The 18,530-nt window shown below is 60.9% G+C and carries 18 protein-coding genes; 11 read left to right on the forward strand and 7 right to left on the reverse strand.

What is annotated here, in order from left to right; genetic code table 11:
- Nucleotides 1-40: 40 nt before the first annotated feature.
- Complete coding sequence (locus ACF8R3_RS10430; protein WP_058603783.1) at nucleotides 41-1,081, reverse strand: patatin-like phospholipase family protein; 1,041 nt, start codon at nucleotides 1,079-1,081, stop codon at nucleotides 41-43.
- Between the two features lie 163 nt (nucleotides 1,082-1,244).
- Here ACF8R3_RS10430 and ACF8R3_RS10435 point away from each other — a divergent pair, with 163 nt between their 5' ends.
- The 3 genes from ACF8R3_RS10435 to ACF8R3_RS10445 all read left to right on the forward strand — a co-directional run bounded on the left by ACF8R3_RS10435 (nucleotide 1,245) and on the right by ACF8R3_RS10445 (nucleotide 3,186).
- Nucleotides 1,245-1,523 (forward strand): hypothetical protein, encoded by a 279-nt coding sequence (locus ACF8R3_RS10435; protein WP_023536014.1) that lies wholly within the window; start codon nucleotides 1,245-1,247, stop codon nucleotides 1,521-1,523.
- Between the two features lie 14 nt (nucleotides 1,524-1,537).
- Nucleotides 1,538-2,317: a CHAD domain-containing protein gene (locus ACF8R3_RS10440; protein WP_058637415.1), complete on the forward strand. Its 780-nt coding sequence runs from the start codon at nucleotides 1,538-1,540 to the stop codon at nucleotides 2,315-2,317.
- Nucleotides 2,318-2,388: 71 nt separating this feature from the next.
- A complete protein-coding gene (locus ACF8R3_RS10445) occupies nucleotides 2,389-3,186 on the forward strand; it encodes an acyl-CoA thioesterase II (protein WP_058637414.1) in 798 nt (265 codons plus the stop codon).
- A gap of 6 nt (nucleotides 3,187-3,192) precedes the next feature.
- Here ACF8R3_RS10445 and ACF8R3_RS10450 read toward each other — a convergent pair whose 3' ends face one another.
- The 3 genes from ACF8R3_RS10450 to ACF8R3_RS10460 form a co-directional block, all read right to left on the reverse strand.
- Entirely contained in the window at nucleotides 3,193-3,561 is a 369-nt protein-coding gene (locus ACF8R3_RS10450; RefSeq protein ID WP_058637413.1) for a hypothetical protein, read from the reverse strand.
- Between the two features lie 75 nt (nucleotides 3,562-3,636).
- Entirely contained in the window at nucleotides 3,637-5,115 is a 1,479-nt protein-coding gene (locus ACF8R3_RS10455) for a methyl-accepting chemotaxis protein (RefSeq protein ID WP_078478799.1), read from the reverse strand.
- A 106-nt stretch (nucleotides 5,116-5,221) separates the two neighbouring features.
- On the reverse strand, nucleotides 5,222-6,019 hold the full coding sequence (locus ACF8R3_RS10460) for a TatD family hydrolase (RefSeq protein ID WP_392515571.1): 798 nt from the start codon (nucleotides 6,017-6,019) through the stop codon (nucleotides 5,222-5,224).
- Nucleotides 6,020-6,171: 152 nt separating this feature from the next.
- Between ACF8R3_RS10460 and ACF8R3_RS10465 the strand changes: the two genes are divergently transcribed.
- Both ACF8R3_RS10465 and ACF8R3_RS10470 read left to right on the forward strand, forming a co-directional pair.
- Nucleotides 6,172-7,584, forward strand: coding sequence for a transglycosylase SLT domain-containing protein (locus ACF8R3_RS10465; protein WP_392515572.1), 1,413 nt, complete (start codon nucleotides 6,172-6,174; stop codon nucleotides 7,582-7,584).
- Between the two features lie 207 nt (nucleotides 7,585-7,791).
- Nucleotides 7,792-8,100: a hypothetical protein gene (locus ACF8R3_RS10470; protein ID WP_392474953.1), complete on the forward strand. Its 309-nt coding sequence runs from the start codon at nucleotides 7,792-7,794 to the stop codon at nucleotides 8,098-8,100.
- Nucleotides 8,101-8,132: 32 nt separating this feature from the next.
- Here ACF8R3_RS10470 and greB read toward each other — a convergent pair whose 3' ends face one another.
- The 3 genes from greB to ACF8R3_RS10485 all read right to left on the reverse strand — a co-directional run bounded on the left by greB (nucleotide 8,133) and on the right by ACF8R3_RS10485 (nucleotide 11,151).
- The gene (gene greB, locus ACF8R3_RS10475; protein ID WP_058603791.1) at nucleotides 8,133-8,636 is read right to left on the reverse strand and encodes a transcription elongation factor GreB; all 504 of its coding nucleotides are present in this window, start codon (nucleotides 8,634-8,636) and stop codon (nucleotides 8,133-8,135) included.
- Nucleotides 8,637-8,851: 215 nt separating this feature from the next.
- On the reverse strand, nucleotides 8,852-10,186 hold the full coding sequence (locus ACF8R3_RS10480; RefSeq protein WP_392515573.1) for an MFS transporter: 1,335 nt from the start codon (nucleotides 10,184-10,186) through the stop codon (nucleotides 8,852-8,854).
- Nucleotides 10,187-10,230: 44 nt separating this feature from the next.
- On the reverse strand, nucleotides 10,231-11,151 hold the full coding sequence (locus ACF8R3_RS10485) for an SMP-30/gluconolactonase/LRE family protein (RefSeq protein ID WP_392515574.1): 921 nt from the start codon (nucleotides 11,149-11,151) through the stop codon (nucleotides 10,231-10,233).
- Between the two features lie 203 nt (nucleotides 11,152-11,354).
- On the opposite strand from ACF8R3_RS10485, the gene ACF8R3_RS10490 reads away from it, so the two are divergent.
- From ACF8R3_RS10490 to ACF8R3_RS10515, 6 genes are all read left to right on the forward strand, one after another.
- Nucleotides 11,355-12,386, forward strand: a complete 1,032-nt coding sequence (locus ACF8R3_RS10490) for an ABC transporter substrate-binding protein (RefSeq protein ID WP_078478795.1) — start codon at nucleotides 11,355-11,357, stop codon at nucleotides 12,384-12,386.
- On the forward strand, nucleotides 12,386-13,201 hold the full coding sequence (locus ACF8R3_RS10495; protein ID WP_058637405.1) for an ABC transporter ATP-binding protein: 816 nt from the start codon (nucleotides 12,386-12,388) through the stop codon (nucleotides 13,199-13,201). Before ACF8R3_RS10490 ends, ACF8R3_RS10495 begins: the two co-directional genes overlap by 1 nt.
- Nucleotides 13,194-14,066: an ABC transporter permease gene (locus tag ACF8R3_RS10500; protein WP_078478794.1), complete on the forward strand. Its 873-nt coding sequence runs from the start codon at nucleotides 13,194-13,196 to the stop codon at nucleotides 14,064-14,066. The genes ACF8R3_RS10495 and ACF8R3_RS10500 overlap by 8 nt, the downstream gene beginning before the upstream one ends.
- 83 nt (nucleotides 14,067-14,149) lie before the next feature.
- Nucleotides 14,150-15,172 (forward strand): amidohydrolase family protein, encoded by a 1,023-nt coding sequence (locus ACF8R3_RS10505; RefSeq protein WP_392515575.1) that lies wholly within the window; start codon nucleotides 14,150-14,152, stop codon nucleotides 15,170-15,172.
- A gap of 192 nt (nucleotides 15,173-15,364) precedes the next feature.
- Complete coding sequence (locus tag ACF8R3_RS10510) at nucleotides 15,365-16,057, forward strand: IclR family transcriptional regulator (protein WP_078478792.1); 693 nt, start codon at nucleotides 15,365-15,367, stop codon at nucleotides 16,055-16,057.
- Nucleotides 16,058-16,492: 435 nt separating this feature from the next.
- A complete protein-coding gene (locus ACF8R3_RS10515) occupies nucleotides 16,493-18,523 on the forward strand; it encodes an ATP-binding cassette domain-containing protein (RefSeq protein ID WP_392515579.1) in 2,031 nt (676 codons plus the stop codon).
- Nucleotides 18,524-18,530 lie beyond the last annotated feature (7 nt).

The following is an 18,530-nucleotide window of genomic DNA, read 5'->3' on the forward strand; positions in this document are numbered from 1 at the left end:
AGCGGCCTGTTTTTTTACCTGAGCGAAGACGCCGCTAGCGTTAGCGTTTGACGCCCTCATGATTGTCCAATGTGTCGCGTGCAATCTCGCGCCCCAGCGCGATCAGCTCGGGCGCCTTGTAAAACTCGAAGAAGCGGCACACACGTTTGGGCACGTTGATCAGTACGTCAGGCGGATAGCCGGCGATCTTGTACTGCGCCAGTGAAGTCTGCATGACTTCGAAGCTCTGGTTGATCAAGTCCAGCAGCGAGGCGGGCCCTACGTTGTCGATGATGAACGAGCCGGTGGCAGACTTGGGCGCGCCTTCGCTTTCGGGTGCAGCCGTGGGCTGCTGCGCCTGTGGATCTGCCGACTCGGCCAGCCAAGGGTTCACGGGCGGAAAACGGTCGCGCGTCATGCCTTTTTCGATACGGACCAACTCTTCGGCGGGCTTGCGGCGAAATGGCAGGTGCGAGCCAAGCGAGTTGATCAGTGCATCGAATCGCATCTTGAAGGCTGCAGGCCGCTCTATCACCGGAAGTTGATAGTGCTTCTGGTTGGTCGCGTTGAGGTTGACCGCAATAATCAGGTCGCAATGGCTCGATACCACGGGCACGATGGGTAACGGGTTGAGGATGCCGCCGTCGACCAGCATGCGGTTACCCTGAACGACAGGCGTGAACAGACTGGGTATGGCAGCCGAGGCACGCATGGCCTGATGCAGGCAGCCTTCCTGAAACCAGATCTCCTGCTGGTTGGTCAGGTCAGCGGCAACGGCGGTATAGGGAATGCGCAATTGCTCGATGTCGATGTCGCCTACTATCTTGCGGATCTGGCCGAAGACCTTGTCGCCTCGGATGGCGCCCAGACTGAAGCTCACATCCACCAGGCGCAGGACATCCAGATAGTCCAGGCTCTCGATCCAGCGCTTGTATTGCTCAAGCTTGCCTGCAGCGTAGATGCCGCCAACCACCGCTCCCATGGAGCACCCGGCGATGCAGGCGATTTCGTATCCGCGACGTTCGAGTTCCTCGATCACGCCGATGTGCGCATACCCTCTGGCCCCGCCTGATCCGAGCACCAATGCCACGCGTTTGTTCATCAACTTCCCTCAGCATTCGCGACTTAAACACTACAATGCACGCATCGCACCCTCGGCATCAATGCGCAACCTGTCGAGCATGTGGCTTGCGAAGCCAAGCGGGCACTTTTGCAACGGGTTGGCGTCGAACGTGCATTGTTTCTTTCCCTCAGAGGTTTAACCGATGAAAGCCTGGATCTGCCTGCCGTTGATTGCCCTGACCCTTGCCGGTTGCGCTGGCAAGACGGCGTACCGTGACAGCTGTGCCACACAACTGGACGCCGCCTGGAAGGAGCTCGATCTGGCCAAGGCTGAAGGCTTCGCCGGGGCCGTGAGTTACTCCAAGGCGCTGTCGCTGCTCACTGGCGCCAAGACGCAACAGCAATTCGAGGGTTACGAGAGCTGCACGCGCAAGGCTGAAAAAGCACGCTTCTACATCCGTGAGTCCCGTGCCGGCCGTTGATCGAGGGTTGCCATGTGTCTGACATGATTGATCACCTCATCGCTCAGATCATCACCTTGCACGTCCGGCTCCTGGCGTGCCGCGAACGCCTGGCGGTCGACACCGACAGTGAAGCCTTGCACGATCTGCGCACCAGCGTGCGCCGCCTGCGCAGCCTGGTGCGACCGCTACGCGGGCTGCCGGGTGTGGAGCCACTCGAAAGTGCTGCCAAGGCTCTTGGAACGCTCACCACGCCGCTGCGCGATGGCGAGGTGCTGGGCGCCGCCCTCATTGCCCAGGGGGCCGAGCAAGCTGGCCGCAGGCGTCTGCAAGGGCGAGGACCATCTTATGCCAGCGTCGCACACAGCCCGCAGCTGACCCGGCTGCTGGCGACGGTTGATGCGTTTCCCGCGTTTGTGCGTGGCGCAGAGCGCGATGGCCTGATTAAGGGGTTGGACAAGCATATCGAGAAACGCCTGCGCAAACAGTGGCGCAAACTGGCCGCGGCCTTGCAAGATCCCGAGCACGATCGCCACCGGTTGCGGTTGCTGATCAAACGGGCGCGGTACGCAGACGAAGCCTACCCCCAGTTCGGCCACGCCCCGAAGAAGCTTCAGCGCACACTGAAACGCGCGCAGGGCGATCTGGGGGATTGGCATGACCGTCTGCAATGGCTGCTGCAAGCGCAACAGCATGCCGATCTGGCTGGCTGCATGAGCGGATGGGCACACGAACTGGAAGCGGCCGAGCGTCGGTCGGACAGCACGCTGGACGCCTTGGGTGAGGCGTTGGCCCACCACAAGCCCGGACAATGACCGATATGAAGGCTGCTGCGGGGGCTAGAGCAGGCTAGGATGGACATCCGTTACCCGTCCAGGAGCTGCCCATGACGTTTGAACAAGTGCTTGAGGCTGCCAGAGCTCACCCCGACAGCGTACGCGTGCCAGCAGGGTGGGGTCAGGGACGAGCGATCTTTGGCGGCCTGATGGCTGCCATGGTGTTCGAGGCGATGCGTGCCCGGTTAGGCCATGACCGCCCGGTGCGTTCGCTGGCCATTACCTTTGTCGCCCCTGCTTCGGCAGATACTCCGATTTGTCTGGAGGTCGAAGTATTGCGCCAGGGCACGGGTGTCAGCACGCTGCTGGGCCGCGCCGTGCAGCAGGGGCAGGTGGTGACGCTGGTACAGGGCAGTTTCGGCGCCGCACGAAGCTCTGCGGTGTCCGTACTGCCCCTACCTGCGCCGCAGATGCCAGCCCTTGAGGAAAGCGCGGCAGCCTTGCCTCACATCCCGGGAGTGACCCCGGAATTCATGAAGAACCTGGAGTTGCGCTGGGCAATCGGTGGGCTGCCGTTCAGCGGCAATGACTCGCGCGTCATGGGGGGCTGGGTGCGCTTGCGTGACATGCAGGGCGGGGTAATGAGCGAGGCGCACCTGCTGGCATTGGTAGACGCATGGCCACCTAGCGTACTGCCCATGCTGAAACAGCCAGCGGCCGGCAGTACGCTTACCTGGACCATCGAGTTCGTGCAGCCTGTACGTTCACTGAATGCTGGCGATTGGTGCCAGTACCGCGTGGAGACCGAATACGCACACGAGGGCTATGGCCATGCCGCCGCCGCATTATGGAGTGACGATGGCGCGTTGTTGGCCTTGAGCAGGCAAACGGTAACGGTATTTGCCTAAAGGCCATCACCTTCGAGGCTTATGACGGTCGCGCCAGGCCTGCCACCACGCGCCACTCAGGACGAAACGCGGGAATGTGATGAACTGTTCGCTGAGCACGCGTTGAACCCGGTCAGTACGGTCGATGAAGGGCTCTTGAATGTCCGCCTCCAGGCGGTGGCCGTGACGTTGAAGCCCAATGGCCGCGACCAGGGCGAGCAGACCGACGGCCAGCTGCACGATGTCCAGCCCTAACAAGCCAGACACGATCAACAACGCACCTAGAATGAAGAGCGGAACCGCTATCAAATGCAGCACCAGGTTTGCAGGGTGACGATGGCTCTGCGGGTAGCCGCGCCATTGCCAGGCGAGCAGATTGGGTAGGCGTTTGTTCATGGGCACTTCCTCTCGATCATGCCCAAAGCTTAGTGTGCAGGCGCGCGCAGAGCCAATCGGCGCTGGCTATGAACCTTATAGCTTCAGTTGACCTATGGCCTTGTTAAGCGCGCCGGCCAGTGTCGCGAGTTCCGAACTGGTGGTGGCCGAACCTACGGTCTGCTGCACGGTTTGCTCGGTGACATCACGGATGCTGACCACGGCGCGGTTCATTTCCTCTGCCACCTGGCTCTGTTGTTCGGCAGCCACGGCGATCTGGGTGTTGCTTTCACGCATCTGCGCCACTGCGCCGGTGATCTCGGCCAATGCCGCACCTGCTTCCTGGGCCTGTTTTACACAATCGTCGGCTTTGTAGGAGCTTTCCTGCATGAACTCCACCGCATCCCGGGTGCCTGACTGCAGGGCAGACACCATGGTGGTGATCTCGTCGGTTGATGACTGAACGCGTTTGGCTAGGTTGCGCACCTCATCGGCCACCACGGCGAACCCGCGGCCCAGGTCACCGGCACGGGCCGCTTCTATGGCCGCGTTCAGTGCCAGCAGGTTGGTCTGCTCGGCAATGCTGTGAATGACGCTCACCACGCCATTGATCTTCTGGCTGTCTTCGGCCAGTTGACGGATCATTTCGGCGGTCTGCTGGACGCCGCTGGAAAGCCCGGCAATGGACGTCTGCACACGAGTGACCACGTCTTTTCCACTGCCGGCGAGCGTGTCGGCAGTCTGGGAGAGATCGCGAGTCGCCCCTGCATGCTGGGCGATATGGTAGACGGTGGCGGACATTTCATTGATGGCTGTCGCGGCTTGGTCGGTTTCGCTCTGCTGCCCCAGCATGCCGTGGCGCACGTCGTTCATGCTGGCCGCAAGACGCGCAGCACCTGAGTCGAGCTGTGCTGCAGTGGTGGCAACGGTGCTGACGATACGGTGGTAGGTACCCTGCATGGCATTGAAGGCGCCCGCCATCTGACCGACTTCGTCACCGCCGGCCAGGGGTACGCGAGCGGCCAGATCGCCGGTTTTTTCCACATGCAGCATCACGTCCTTGAGCGTGTTGAGCTGGCTGAGTAGAAAGCGGATCAGCAGTTGCGAAGCGGCGAGCATGGCCAGCATCAGAATCAGCACGCACACCGCATAATGCGAGAATCGATCGATGAAGACCTGGCGCAGGCTGGGTGACTGGGCAAGTACTGCGACGTAATGATCACCGCTTTGCAGCACATGAGCACCCTGTAATGGGTCTTGTCCCAACAGTTGGCTGGAGGGCAGTGCTACCCAGCCCTGTGCGCCGCGCAGGGCCTCCAGGGGCTCGCCGGCGAAGGAGGGCGTCTGCCCAGCACGCCAGGTGATGATGCTTGGCGAAAGAGGCAAAGGCTGGCTTTCGGGCCACGCCGCCAGCAGGCTTGCCTGGGCGGTGGCTTGGTGTACAGCCCCTTCAGCACGGGCGCGTTGCTCCAGGTGAACCGCGTACAGCACCAATAGCAACGTGGTCACGAAGGCTACGGCGTTGACCGCCCAGAACTTGTATTTCAGTGAAACATTGCTAAGCCAGGCACCCATGGGCAGGTCTTCTCTGAGTTGAGCGAAAACAATATTGGCAAGGTGCCATCATTGTGCCCAGAGCGACTCGGAGGGTGTTGATATGTATCAAGAGATATCAGGGTAGCTACGGTAATTTGAAGAATGCCTTGGCCGTGGCAGTGGTGTGCGCGGCGGTTTCTTGCAGGGTTTCCTTGCGGTGCAGCGCCACTTCTCGCAGCACTTCAGGCAGGTACGCCGGCTCGTTACGCCCGTTCTTGGGCTTAGGGCGCAGGCTGCGCGGCAGTAAATATGGCGCATCGCTCTCCAGCATCAAGCGGCCGGTTGGGATACTGCCCACCAGTCCATGCAGGTGCATCCCACGTCGTTCGTCACAGATCCAACCGGTGATGCCGATGTGCAGGTCCAGGTCCAGGTAGCTGAACAGGGCAGCACGTTCCCCGGTAAAGCAATGGACCACGGCTGCTTTCAACTGGTCGCGATACTCTTTCAGGATGGCCAGCAGGCGCTCGCTGGCGTCGCGCTCATGGAGAAACACCGGTAGCTGGCATTCCACGGCCAATGCCAGCTGGGCATGCAAGGCCTTTTCCTGAGCAGGGCGTGGAGAGAAGTCACGATTGAAGTCCAGGCCGCATTCGCCCACAGCGCGCACCCGCGGCTCGGCGAGCAGTTGGCGCATGTGCGCTTCGCTCTGGCTGTTCCAGCTGTTTGCATCGTGCGGGTGAACCCCGGCCGTCGCGAACAGGTGAGTTTGCGCGCTGTCCAGTTGCTGGCAAAGGTCAATTGCCTGTTCACTCACAGGCAGGCTAGTGCCTGTCAGAACCATTTGCGCGACGCCCGCTTCCAAGGCGCGGCTGACCACTTCCGCTTGGCGGTCATGGAAACTACTGTTGGTCAGGTTGACGCCAATATCGATCAATTGCATGGTGCTACCTCGTGCCGCAGGGACGCCAGCATAGCAAAAGCCCGTGCCGAACTGGCTGTCCAAGAACTTCGAGTCCAGGGCATGGTCTTTTTGACCTCAAGCCCAAACGTGGCGAACGTCATTTGGCTACCCACTCACGACGGATACCTTGAATGCCACGCTACTGGCTCATGTTCATGCTGCTGTTAGGGCTGCCCCTGGCCAGCCAGGCGCAGACGCAGGTACGTCCCCCGGGCCCGCAGCACCACATCCCGCCGGCCAATGCCCGCGATCTCCAGCACATTCGCAGCAGCAAGGTCTTGCGCGTGCTGGTCAATCAAAGCCGCAACAGCTCCGGCGAAGTGAAGGGCGAGCCGGTGGGCGTCGAATACTACCGCCTGCGCGCGCTCGAGCACTTCCTCAATGCCCGGGCACAGGACAGCCAGCGCATCGAACTCAAACTGATCCCCCGCGCCAAGGAGCAACTCCTGGGCGCACTGGGGCGCGGGGAGGGCGATTTGGCCGCCCCAGGCGAACTGCTCGATCCTGCCACGGTGCGTAATGTCGTGGCGACTGCCCCAGTACGTGATCAGGTGACGCTGGTGTTGGTCGGACGCAAGGGCGAGCGCACCTTCAGCCAGGCAGAACAGTTGTCAGGCCGCACCATCGCGCTGACCAGCGCAAGTGCCGCGGGCCCGGTGATTGAGCAACTGAACCAGCGCCTGGCCTTGCGCAAGCGCCCTGCGGTCAAGGTCGAGTGGGTGGATCCGACCCTGGCCATCGAGGATGTGCTGGAGATGGTCCAGGCCGGGATCTATCACTTGACCGTGGTCGAGCAGCCAATCGCCCGCCGCTGGTCAAGGGTCATGCCGAAGCTGCGTGTCAACCCACGCGTGCACTTGGGGCCCCCGCAAGCCATGCGCTGGTACGTTGGGCGTAACTCGCCGCAGTTTCAGGCATCGGTCGACCGCTTCCTACAAAACTATCGTGCCCCTGACAACGAGGATGCAGCGTTCGAGCGCATCTATCGGCGTCAGTACCGGGTACACAACCCGCTCGCCCGTCAGGACCGCCAGCGGTTAGCCTCGGTCAGTGCCGTGTTGAAAAAGCATGGCCAAGCGCAGCAGATCGACTGGCTCAACCTTGCCGCCTTGGCATTCAAGGAGTCGACCCTCAACCCGGCCGCGCGCGGGGCAGGGGGCGCACACGGGTTGATGCAGATCACGCCGGCAGCTGCCCAGCGGGTCGGGGTCAGCAACATCAAGACGGTGGACGGCAATGTCCAGGCCAGCGCGCGTTACCTGGCCCTGATCCGGCGCAAGTTCTTCTCCAGCCCCCGCATCAATGAGCGTGAGCGCATGGCGTTCGTATTGGCCGCCTACAACCTGGGCCCCGAGCGCGTGCAAGCCATGCGCGCCGAAGCGCGCAAGCGTGGACTCAACGGTAACCAATGGTTCTTCCAGACCGAACGCATCGCCATGGAGCAGGTGGGCATGGGGCCGGTCAACTTCGTCAACAGCGTGAACAAGTACTTTCTGGCGTTCAATCGGGAACGGCGGGTGCTGGAGCCCAAGGGCAAGCACTGAGCAGGGCCGCACCGGAGCAGGCAATTGGCCAGAATCGGGCGCTTGCATGTTCGGTTCAATCGCTCTAGCATGACGCCTGCGCCGATTTAAACAGCTACTTGCGGGGCGCAGAGACGCCCCAGGGGTGTTTCGAAATACCGCTAAAGCGCTGGTTCGGTGACGCCTCCCACCGCTGCCCAGCGAGATTGGCGAGGCGGAGAATGCACCATGAGTTGCCCACGTACCAGCGTTTGTCTAAGCCCTCTGCCTGTCAGTCAGGCATCGCGTACCCCGCGCATCCTGCTTGGGGGGCCGCACCAGCCCACACTTTTGCGCCACCTCGAAGGTTTGTCCCGTCGAAGGGGCCAGGCCCGCGCATTCCTGATTCAGTTCGCCGAGACCGGCGAGCATTTCGCCCAGTACACCAATGACCGGTTCGACCTTGCCGTGATTCAAGCACCCGCGGCCGAGGCCTCGGCCGAAGTGATCGGCCACCTGGTGCGTATCGCACGCCAAGGCCTGATCACGGCACGCTGAAAAGCCTGCCGTCCCGCGGCGGTGCAAAAGAATCAGGGTTTGACGAACCGGGGCGCGGTTTCGTGTGCATCGTATTGAATGTCGGTGACGTCCCAGTAGGCTTCCCCCGTTGGCGTGCGCACCGTGATCTCGTCCCCGACGCATTTGCCTATACAGGCCCGGGCCATCGGTGAATCAATGGAAATGAAGTCCTTGCGGTCGTAGATCTCATCCGCGCCGACGATTCGGAACCGCTTGCTTTCGTCCTCCTCGTTGGCGATGGTTACCCACGCCCCAAAGAACACTTTTCCTTCCTGCGCGGGCGAGTAGGGCACCACGCGCAGGTTCTCGATGCGCTTTCTAAGGTAGCGCACACGCCGGTCGATTTCCCTCAACCGTTTCTTGTTGTACTGGTAGTCCGCATTTTCACTGCGATCGCCCAGGGACGCTGCCCAGGTCACTTTGCGCGTGATCTCCGGTCGCTCATCGCGCCAAAGCCAGTCCAGTTCATCTTTAAGGGCTTGGTAGCCTGCTTCGGTGATGAGGTCAGTCGCCATGTGTGCCTTTTTCCGTATTCGAACCTGGCCGACAGGGTCGCTGCGCGCACGGGGAGGCGGCGCAGGGTAGCCGGGAGGCTACAGACGTTAACCGCCCAGCAGCGCCATGTACAAGCACTGGGTACTGTGGTTGGAAGAAGGGGCGACGGCTTGGGCCGGCAGAGCCTCCGTCCGCTTACTGCGGACGGTGGCGGTCAGGGCGCAGCTCCTGGGCATCAAGCCGTTTGGCCGTGGCCTTGTGGCGTCTGGCGCTTGGCAGGATCACCCAGCCACAGCATCAGGCAGGTACCGATCAAAAGAATCGATGCAACCGCGAAGAAAGGCAGCGTGAAGCTTTGCGTGGCATCTTTGATCAGGCCAATCAGGAATGGGCCGGTGAACCCGCCGAGATTGCCGATCGAGACGATCATGGCCAGGCCGCCAGCGGCCGCACGGCCGGTCAGAATGGTCGATGGAATGGCCCAGAAGGTCGCCTGGAAAGACAAAATCCCGGAGACCGCCATGCACAAGCAGGCGATCTTCATCACCGGCTGCTCGATCAACGCTGCGCCCACCAATGCCAAGGCCGCAAAAGCGAGCGCGCTGGCGACGTACGGAAGACGGTGCTCGCTGCGGTTGGCCAGGCGTGCCCATAGGGTCATGGCCGCTGCACCCAGCAGATAAGGCAGTGCTACCACGAAACCTACGGTCCCGCTGGAAATACCCAGGCTTTTGATGATTTGTGGAAGCCACAGGCCGATGCCAATGGAGCCCACGATGCAGCAGAAATTGATCGCAGCCAGCGTGAACACCTTCGGGTTGGTCAGTGCAGCGCGCAGGGTCGTGCCGTGGGATGCACCTATCGCTTGTTGCTCCTGAGCCAGGCGCTGAGTGAGCCAGGCTTTCTCCCGGGGCTTGAGCAACTTGGCCTTGGCCGGGGTGTCGACCAACACGAACAGGCAGGCGACACCCAGCAGCACTGCCGGCATTGACTCGGTCACCAGCAGCAGCTGCCAGTTCTTGAGCCCCCAGACACCGTGCTGCTCCATCAGCCAGCCCGACAACGGTGAGCCGACAATGTTGGCCACAGGGATGCCCAGCAGGAATGCCGCCGTGGCCTTGGCCCGCCACTTGCCTGGGAACCAGTAAGTGAAATACAGGTAGACCCCAGGGGTGAAGCCCGCTTCGGCCAGCCCCAGGAGGAATCGTGCAATGCTGAAGCTGATGGGCCCGGTGGCAAATGCGGTGGCCATCGAGATCAGACCCCAGGTGATCATGATCCGTGCGATCCATACCCGCGCGCCAAAGCGCTGCATCAGTAGGTTGCTGGGGATTTCAAACATGAAATAGCCGAAGAAGAACAGGCCCGCCGCCCAACCGAACATCGTCGCTGTCAGGCCCAGGTCCTGATTCATGCTGATGGCGGCGAACCCCACGTTCGTGCGGTCGAGGTAGCTGATCACGTAGCAGATGAAGATGAATGGCACCAGGCGCCAGAGGATCCGGCGCATCAGGCGTTCACCCTCGGCGTCACTGAGCGGCGCTTGTGCGCTAGGGTTTTCGTAAGTCATGTCGTCACTCTTTTTGTAGTTGTGGTGTGCGCTGACAGGCGCGTTCAGCTGTGGTAGAACATCGGCAATCCTGGTGTGTGGGTACGGACCTGCAGGATGCTGCCGGTCTCGGATTCGGTGATGAACAGCGTCTGGCCATCGTCGCCACCAAATGCCAGGTTGGTGTTGCTGATACCTGCGCAGGAGACGATGCGTTGCAGGGGCTCGGCGACCCTGGACAGCTTCCACACCGAGCCGAACCCGGTATGGGCGATGTACAAATTGCTCTGGGCGTCCAGGGCCAGACCGTCCGGGCCCCCGAGCCCACCGTGGAGCTGCGCGAAGACGCCAACCTTGCCGATCATCGAACCGTTGCCCAGCGGGATGCGCCAGATTTGCTGAGCGCGGGTGACCGCTATCAACAGGTGGTTCAGATTGGGGTCATAAACGATGCCATTGGGGCTGGGAATGGTGTTGAGCAGGCAGCTCAAATTGCCTTGGGCATCGAGTTTGTAGACCCGTCCGGTAGGGTCCTGTAAGCCAGTCTGGCCTTGGTCGGTAAAGTACAGGTCGCCGTTGGGCGCAAACACGAGGTCGTTGACGCCCTTGAACCCTTCGGAACCGGCCGAATCGAGCAGCGGTTCGATGGTCCCTGAGTGCGGGTCGAGCACCATGAGCCCGCGCTTGTAGTCCGTGATGAAGATTCGTCCGTCCTGATGGATTTTCAGGCCATTGGGCCAGCCGTCGTACTGGCACACCAATTCCCACTCGCCTTGAGGTGAGATGCGGAAAATTCGGCCGTTGGGTATGTCCGTCACGTAAAGCCGACCTGATCGATCAAACGAAGGGCCTTCAAGGAACGAATCGATGGCCCGACCCTGGCGATTGGCGTTGGCCCAGGCGGTAGGCCGTGGGCTTCGGAAATGATCGGGCAGGCGCGTGAAAACGGTGGTCTCGACAGTCGGTGGGGCAGCGAAAAAGCTCATGCTCAGGCTCCTGGCCGCTGAGGGCACAAAAGGACAGGATCGTTGGGTTTTATGTTTTTAATGCAACGTCATTTCAAAATAAATCATGATTTGAAAAAATGCGAGAGGCTTGATCCGTGATTTTCACGCTTGACATGGTTGTACCGTTTATGAGTTTCTCTAAAGGAAATGGCGTTCCAAAATAAAAACAACTGGAGATTGCTATGCAGAAGCGCTCATTGCGTTTGAGTCGTCGCCTGACGCGGCCCTTGAAGGCCTTTTCATGGGTCTTGGCCCTAGGCGCGCTCGGCAGCCCCGCACTGGCCGAGCAAGACCGCGTAACCCTGGCGATCCAGTACGGCTACGCCTACTTGCCAGTCACCGTTGCTGACAAACTGGGCTTGTTCCGTCAGCAAGCCCAGGCCCATGGTCAGCCGCAAGCCTCTTTCGAGATCAAGCGCATCAGTGGTGCGCCAGCGATCAATGACGCGCTGATCAGTGGCAACGTCGATATCGGTGGTTATGGTTTGTCAGGCACGCTGATCGCCTGGGAAAAGACGCGTCGATCGTTGGATGTGCGAGCGTTGTGCGCACTGGTGGCAGGGGACAACGCGCTGTTCGTGAATGACCCTGCGATCAAGTCACTCGCCGATTTCAAAGCCGATGACAAGATCGCCGTCAGCTCTCCCAGTGGCCAGCAGGCATTGTTGCTGCAGATGGCTGCGCAGCGACAGTTTGGCCCTGATCAAATACACAAGCTCGATCACCTGATGGTGAGCCTGCCTCACCCCGATGCAATGTCCAGCCTGCTCAACAAGGCTGGGATCAAAGGCTATATCGGGCCCAATCCGTACAGCTATCAACTGGCCCAGGACCCTCGAGTAAGCAAGTTGTTCGACTTCTCGAGCGAGCTCGACAAGCGTATGACCAGCGGTGTCCTGACCAGCACAGGGCGCTTCGTCAAGAACAACCCCCAACTGAGTGCCGCGGTAGTAGCGGCGATCAACGAAGCCAATGCGTATATCCGCAAGGAACCACGCAAAGCCGCAGAGCTGTTCCTGGCCAGCGAGCCGTCCAGTCTGTCGCTCGATCAGGTCGAAGACATGCTGCGCCAGGTCAGCGGTGAGTGGTCCGTGCAGCCGAGCGGCGTCATGGCCTTGGCCGAGTTCATGGTGCGTTCGGGGGCCTTGAAAAAAGCCCCGGACAACTGGCAGTCGGTTTTCTTCGCACCGGTCGCTGATGGGGAGGGGAGCTGATGAGTCTGTTATCTCCCATCGCCGCCCCCTCACAGGCAAAGACCCGTGCGGTGCTTTGCGTGGATAACGTGACGTTGCAGTACAAGACCCGTGACCAATTGATCACCGCGACTCACCAGGTCTCTTTTGACGTACAGCGCAATGACCGCTTTGTCCTGCTGGGGCCATCAGGCTGCGGCAAATCGAGCCTGCTCAAGAGCGTCGCAGGATTTATCGAACCCGTGGCAGGCCAGATCTGCCTGGATGGACAGGTAATCCGGGAGCCTGGCCCTGATCGCATGATGGTTTTCCAGGAGTTCGATCAGTTGATGCCATGGAAGACGGTAATGGCCAACATCATGTTCCCGATGCAGATGACAAGGCGATTTCCACGCACCGAAATTACCGAACGCGCGGCGCGTGCCGCCGCCAAGGTGGGGCTTGAAAAATTCAAGGATGCCTATCCGCACCAGTTGTCAGGCGGGATGAAGCAGCGGGTTGCCATCGCCCGAGCCCTGGCAATGGAGCCTGCGATGCTGTTGATGGATGAACCCTTCGCCGCGCTTGATGCGTTGACCCGACGCCGCATGCAGCAAGAGCTGCTGGAACTGTGGGAGCAAGCACCGTTCACCCTGATGTTCGTGACCCACTCGATCGACGAGGCCATTGTTCTGGGTACAAGAATCCTGGTCCTGACGCCACACCCTGGGCAGGTACGCGCAGAACTCGATGCCAGCGCATTTGGCTTCGCCGACCAGGGCAGCGAGCTGTTCGCTCAACTGCACCAGCGTATCAGCCATATGCTTTTCGGCCACACGGAGACAGCCCATGGATAAGCCTTCGATCCAGCCCCGAGCCGATGTGGAGTATGCACCGGTGCCACCGGGACAGGTAGGGGACGTCGCTCGGCAACTGGGTCTGGTAGAACGTGTTCTCGCTCATACCGGGATACGCCGGGCGTTGGTGCTGGTGATGTTGGCCCTGATATGGGAACTCTATGCCCGTTATCTGGACAACCCGCTGATGTTCCCAGCCTTCAGCGAGACCGTAGTGGCGATGGTTGGGGACCTGCTCAATGGTGTATTGCCCCAGGCCGTGTTCAGCTCACTCAAGGTACTTTTGATGAGCTATGCCGTGGCCATCGGTTTGGCAGCGATCCTGACCTCACTGGCCGTGTCGACCCGCTTGGGCACGGACGTACTGGCGACACTCACTGCGATGTTCAACCCGCTGCCAGCCATTGCGATCCTGCCCCTGGCCATGCTGTGGTTCGGTTTGGGCATACAGAGCCTCATGCTGGTGATTGTGCATTCGGTACTGTGGGCCGTCTCGCTCAATACCTATTCCGGTTTTCAATCTGTCAGCCAGACCCAACGCATGGCAGGGCGTAACTATGGCTTGCGCGGCTTGCGCCTGGTCACGCGTATTCTCATCCCCGCTGCTGTACCGTCCATTCTGGCGGGACTGAAAATCGGCTGGGCGTTTGCCTGGCGCACCCTGATCGCCGCCGAGCTGGTATTCGGGGTGTCCGGTAATTCCGGAGGCCTGGGCTGGTATGTCTTCCAGCACCGCAACGCGTTGGAAACGCCTAACGTCTTTGCCGGTTTGCTGATGGTCATCGTCATCGGATTGGTGGTCGAAGGACTGGTATTTCGCAGCATCGAACTTGTCACCGTGCGCCGCTGGGGCATGCAGGGCTAAGTGCTTCACCGCATCGATGCCCCTTCATGCCAGCCCCAGCGGATGGCATGGAGGGATATCGGTGCGGCGAACAGGAGATAAACATGCAAACACCCCACGCCCCCGTGCGGCCGCAGTGGCTTGCGCAGTGGCGCGAAGCCGCCCTGGAGCCTGAGCGCGTCATCATCGACGCTCACCACCACCTGTGGGACCGCCCCGGCCAGCGCTACCTTGCCGAAGACTACCTGGCCGACCTGGCGTGTGGTCATCGGGTGGTGGGTTCCATTTACGTGCAGTGCCGCTCGATGCTGGCTGTCGATCGTCCAGAGGCCTTCCAGCCGGTAGGTGAGGTGGAATACGTCAACGGTGTCGCTGCCTACAGTGCCAGCGGCCTGCTGCAGGAATTGCGGCTATGTGCGGCCATTGTGGCAGGCGCCAATCTGTCGCTTGGCGATGCGGTAGCGCCGGTGCTCGACGAGATGCTGGCCCGTGCTGGGACGCGCCTGCGCGGTATTCGCAACACCACTGCCTGGCATGCCGATCCGAGGCTGATTTCCAACCCCAAGCCGCCACCTCCCGGCGTGCTTCTGGAACCTGCGTTTCACCGAGGTGTTGCTCAGCTTCAACAGCGTGGGCTGGTACTGGATGTCTGGGCTTACCACACCCAGCTCGATGAAGTGCTTGAGGTCGCCCGAGCCTTTCCCGACCTGCTGATCGTCGTTGATCACCTCGGCGGGCCGCTGGGGGCTGGCCCATACGCCAGTCAACGCGATGTGGTGTTCATGCAGTGGTCGGCAGGTCTTTGCCGGTTGGCGCAATGTCCGAATGTGCGACTGAAGCTAGGGGGGCTGGGTATGAAAGTCGCGGGGTTCGACTACCACCTTGCCCTAAAACCGCCAAGCTCGGTCATCCTGGCGGAGCAATGGCGACCCTATCTGTTGCATGCCATAGATTGCTTCGGCGTGGAGCGTTGCATGTTCGAAAGCAACTTCCCGGTGGACAAGGGCATGTTCGGCTACGACGTGTTGTGGAACGCGTTCAAGCGTGTAGTGACAGACTTTACCGAACCTGAAAAGAATCGGCTGTTCAGCGGGACTGCCCGTGAGACCTATCAGCTCATGAGCTGAGCGGTTGATTCACCTGATTGCAGGCCAGCTCCCAACCAGATGGGCTCGTTCAGCCGGCGTTCCTCCGATGCAGAATTCGCAACATTGCAACCGACGTGGTCAGCTGTGATGGCGGTCGTCGGGGCATTGCCAGATAATGGACGCTTTCAATGCCGCCAATGACTTGCATCATTCACAGGTGAGGAACTTTCGATGGTAAATGTCCGGCCGCGTCCAGCGGTTAATGGAGTGGCTTCGGCCGACCGCGTGCTGACGGTGCTTTCTGCGTTTCAGGTGGGTGACACGGCGCTGACGCTTGTCGAGCTTGTCGAGCGCACCGGGCTGATCAAAAGTACCATCATGCGCCTGATGGTTTCGCTTGAGAATCACGGCTATGTCAACCGCATGGCCGACGGTCGCTATCAACTGGCCAGTGAAGTGATGCGACTTAACGCCGTGTACGAAGAGGGTATCGATCTGGAGCGGCACGTGATGCCCAGGCTGCACCTTCTGGCCGAGCGTACGGGTGAAACGGCGTCGTTCTACGTGCGCCACGGGGCCTACCGCATGTGTCAGTACCGGGTGAATTCCCCCCATCGTCTACGCATGCACGTTCAACCTGGCGATATGCGTCCGATGGACGATGCTGCCGGCGCCCAGGCATTGCGCACACCGTTTGCCAGCGGCATCACCATGCAGCAGCCGTTCTTCTCGATGGGGGCCACGGACCCGCATGCGGCTTCGGTAGCCTTTCCCGTCTACGGGGCAGGTGATGAATTGGTCGGTGCATTGGTGCTGTCAGGCCCTTCAAGCCGCTTGACGCCAGAGTGTGTCGAGGCGATCAACGACGTCTTTCTCGACGCAACCCGCGATCTGATGCGCAGCCTCGGTTGCAAGGCCGCCTAGTCTTCAACGTCTCTTCAGGTAGCCGTTCACCGCCGTCGCACAATGCGCGGTCTTGATTCGAAAGCCTGGTGATCTGCGAGGCTTCTCGCCCCCTCAAGCGCCAGGCACGTCAGGCTTGGCGACCTTCCCATTTGGCGCGCTTGCAACCAACGCAAATGAGGCTTGGCGCAAGCGTGGGCCTGCGCCTAAGCTAATTCCAAAAAGATATTTATAAAAGATTTTTAAGATCGATTAGATTTAACTCGATCGGCGCGATTCGCTGCGTTCGCCGATCAGCTTGCAGCCGCTCGATCATTCAGGTCGCAGGCTTGCGGCTTAATCCATCTCACCCCCTGAAGCCAGCGCCTGCTTGCAACAGTGGTTTCATGCTCGGAGTCCCCCGTGACAATCAATCAGAGTGCCTTGGCCGAGAAGCCCCTTCCGTCTCGCCACGTTATCGCTCGTCCTGACAACGACAGAGGGCGTGGCGTCGATGCTGCCCTTGAGTTCAGGGGCGTTACCAAGGCTTATCCTGGCGGCGCATCCGTGTTGCCCGCTGTCGATCAGGTCAATTTGGAAGTGCGGCGGGGAGAGGTGCTGTGCTTGATGGGCACATCCGGCAGCGGAAAGTCCACGTTACTTCGGCACATCAACCGGCTGATCAAGCCCTCCAGTGGCGAAGTCCTGGTCGATGGTCAGGCCATCGGCAACCTGGACGCAAGGGCGCTGCGAGCGTTGCGGTCCCGGCGTATCGGCATGGTCTTCCAGCACTTCGGGCTGTTACCCCACCGCACCGTCCTGGACAATATCGCATTGCCATTGGAATTGCGGGGTACCCCAGAGGCGGTTCGTCATGCAGCGGCCAAGGTGCAGCTACGCGCAGTCGGGCTGGAGGGCTGGGCCGAGCATTATCCCCACCAGCTGTCCGGCGGCATGCAGCAGCGGGTCGGCCTGGCGCGGGCTTTGGTGAGCGAACCGGACATCCTGCTGATGGACGAGCCCTTCAGCGCGCTCGATCCTACCATTCGACGAGACCTGCAAAATCACTTCATGGCGTTAGTCCGTGAGCGCGGTATTACCACCTTGTTGGTTACGCATGACCCCACAGAGGCCCTGCGCCTGGGTGATAGGATCGCGATCATGCGCCAAGGTCGCCTCGTTCAGGTCGGTACCCCAGCGCAATTGCTGGAAGCACCGGCCGACAGCGAAGTGGCCGACTTCTTTCAGGACCACACCAAGGTCATGCCGCGCGCACGTTCCGTCGCCCCTGCGGCTCCGAAAGAAAACCCCCGAGCAATGCCTGGCCGCACCGTCGTTGGCCGCTGGCAAGCCCTGTTGATAGGGCCTGCGGCGCTGGCCGCCGCCGGCAGAGGCGGCGCCTTCTGGCTCTGCTTGGCCACTGAACTCGCAGCGCTTGCGGTATTGGCCCAGAGCATCGTCGGTTCATCGACGTTGGCAGCCCTGGCGGCCCTGGCCGTATTCGTGACGAACCGAATCATAGCGGCCTCGTTGAGTCGCCAACCGGTGTCGCTCTCCGAGTCAGGCTGGGCGGTGCCGCTTGCAGTACTGATGGTGAGTCAGGTGCTGGTGATCTGGCGTGTGTTTGCACCCGAGACAGGTCACGTTTTGCAGCAGTTTCCGGCTGACCGCCAGCTGATGTTGCAGGTGGCCCAGAGCATCGACCAGTTCATCGCATGGTCGCAGGTGAACTTCGAGCGTGCTTTCATTGGGGTCATCTACATCGTACGCGGCGTCATCGACGGTATCGAGAGTGGGCTGGGCTGGCTGCCTTGGCCCGTTCCTGCCTTGGCGCTGGTACTTCTGGCTTGGCGCTCGGCTGGAACGACGCTTGCGCTGACCAGCACTGCGGCAGTCTTGTACATCGGTCTGTTCGGCTTCTGGGAGCGCACTGTCTCCACCTTGGCGCTGGTCGGCTCTTCGGTGTTGATTGCATTGCTCATCGGCGTTCCGACCGGAATCCTGCTGGCCAAGCGTGCGCGGGTGCGACGGCTGGTCACACCGCTACTGGATGTGATGCAAACGCTGCCAACGTTCGTTTATCTGATCCCTGCAGTGGCCTTTTTCTCGGTAGGCAAGACCCCGGCTGTGATCGCCACGGTGGTTTTCGCCCTGGCGCCGATGATCCGTCTGACATCGCTGGGCATCCAGGAAGTACCCAAGGAAACCGTCGAGGCAGCGCTCGCCCATGGCGCAAGCCCTTGGCAAGCGCTGCTCAAGGTGGAGTTGCCGTTGGCACGCCGGTCACTGTTGCTGGGTATCAATCAGACCATCGTCATGAGCCTGTCGATGGTCGTGGTCGCCGCGCTGATCGGCGCTGGTGGGCTGGGCTACGACGTCATGACTGCGCTGCGCAACATCAAAGGCGGGGAGGGCGTGCTGGCAGGCGTGGCGATAGTGCTGTGCGCGCTCATACCCGACCGGATCATTCAATCGAGCTTGCGCCAGCAAGACCCTCTTCGTACCTGAACACAGC

The organism is Pseudomonas sp. FYR_7 (assembly GCF_043106155.1).
In the GTDB taxonomy this organism is placed as follows: Bacteria; Pseudomonadota; Gammaproteobacteria; order Pseudomonadales; family Pseudomonadaceae; genus Aquipseudomonas; species Aquipseudomonas parafulva_B.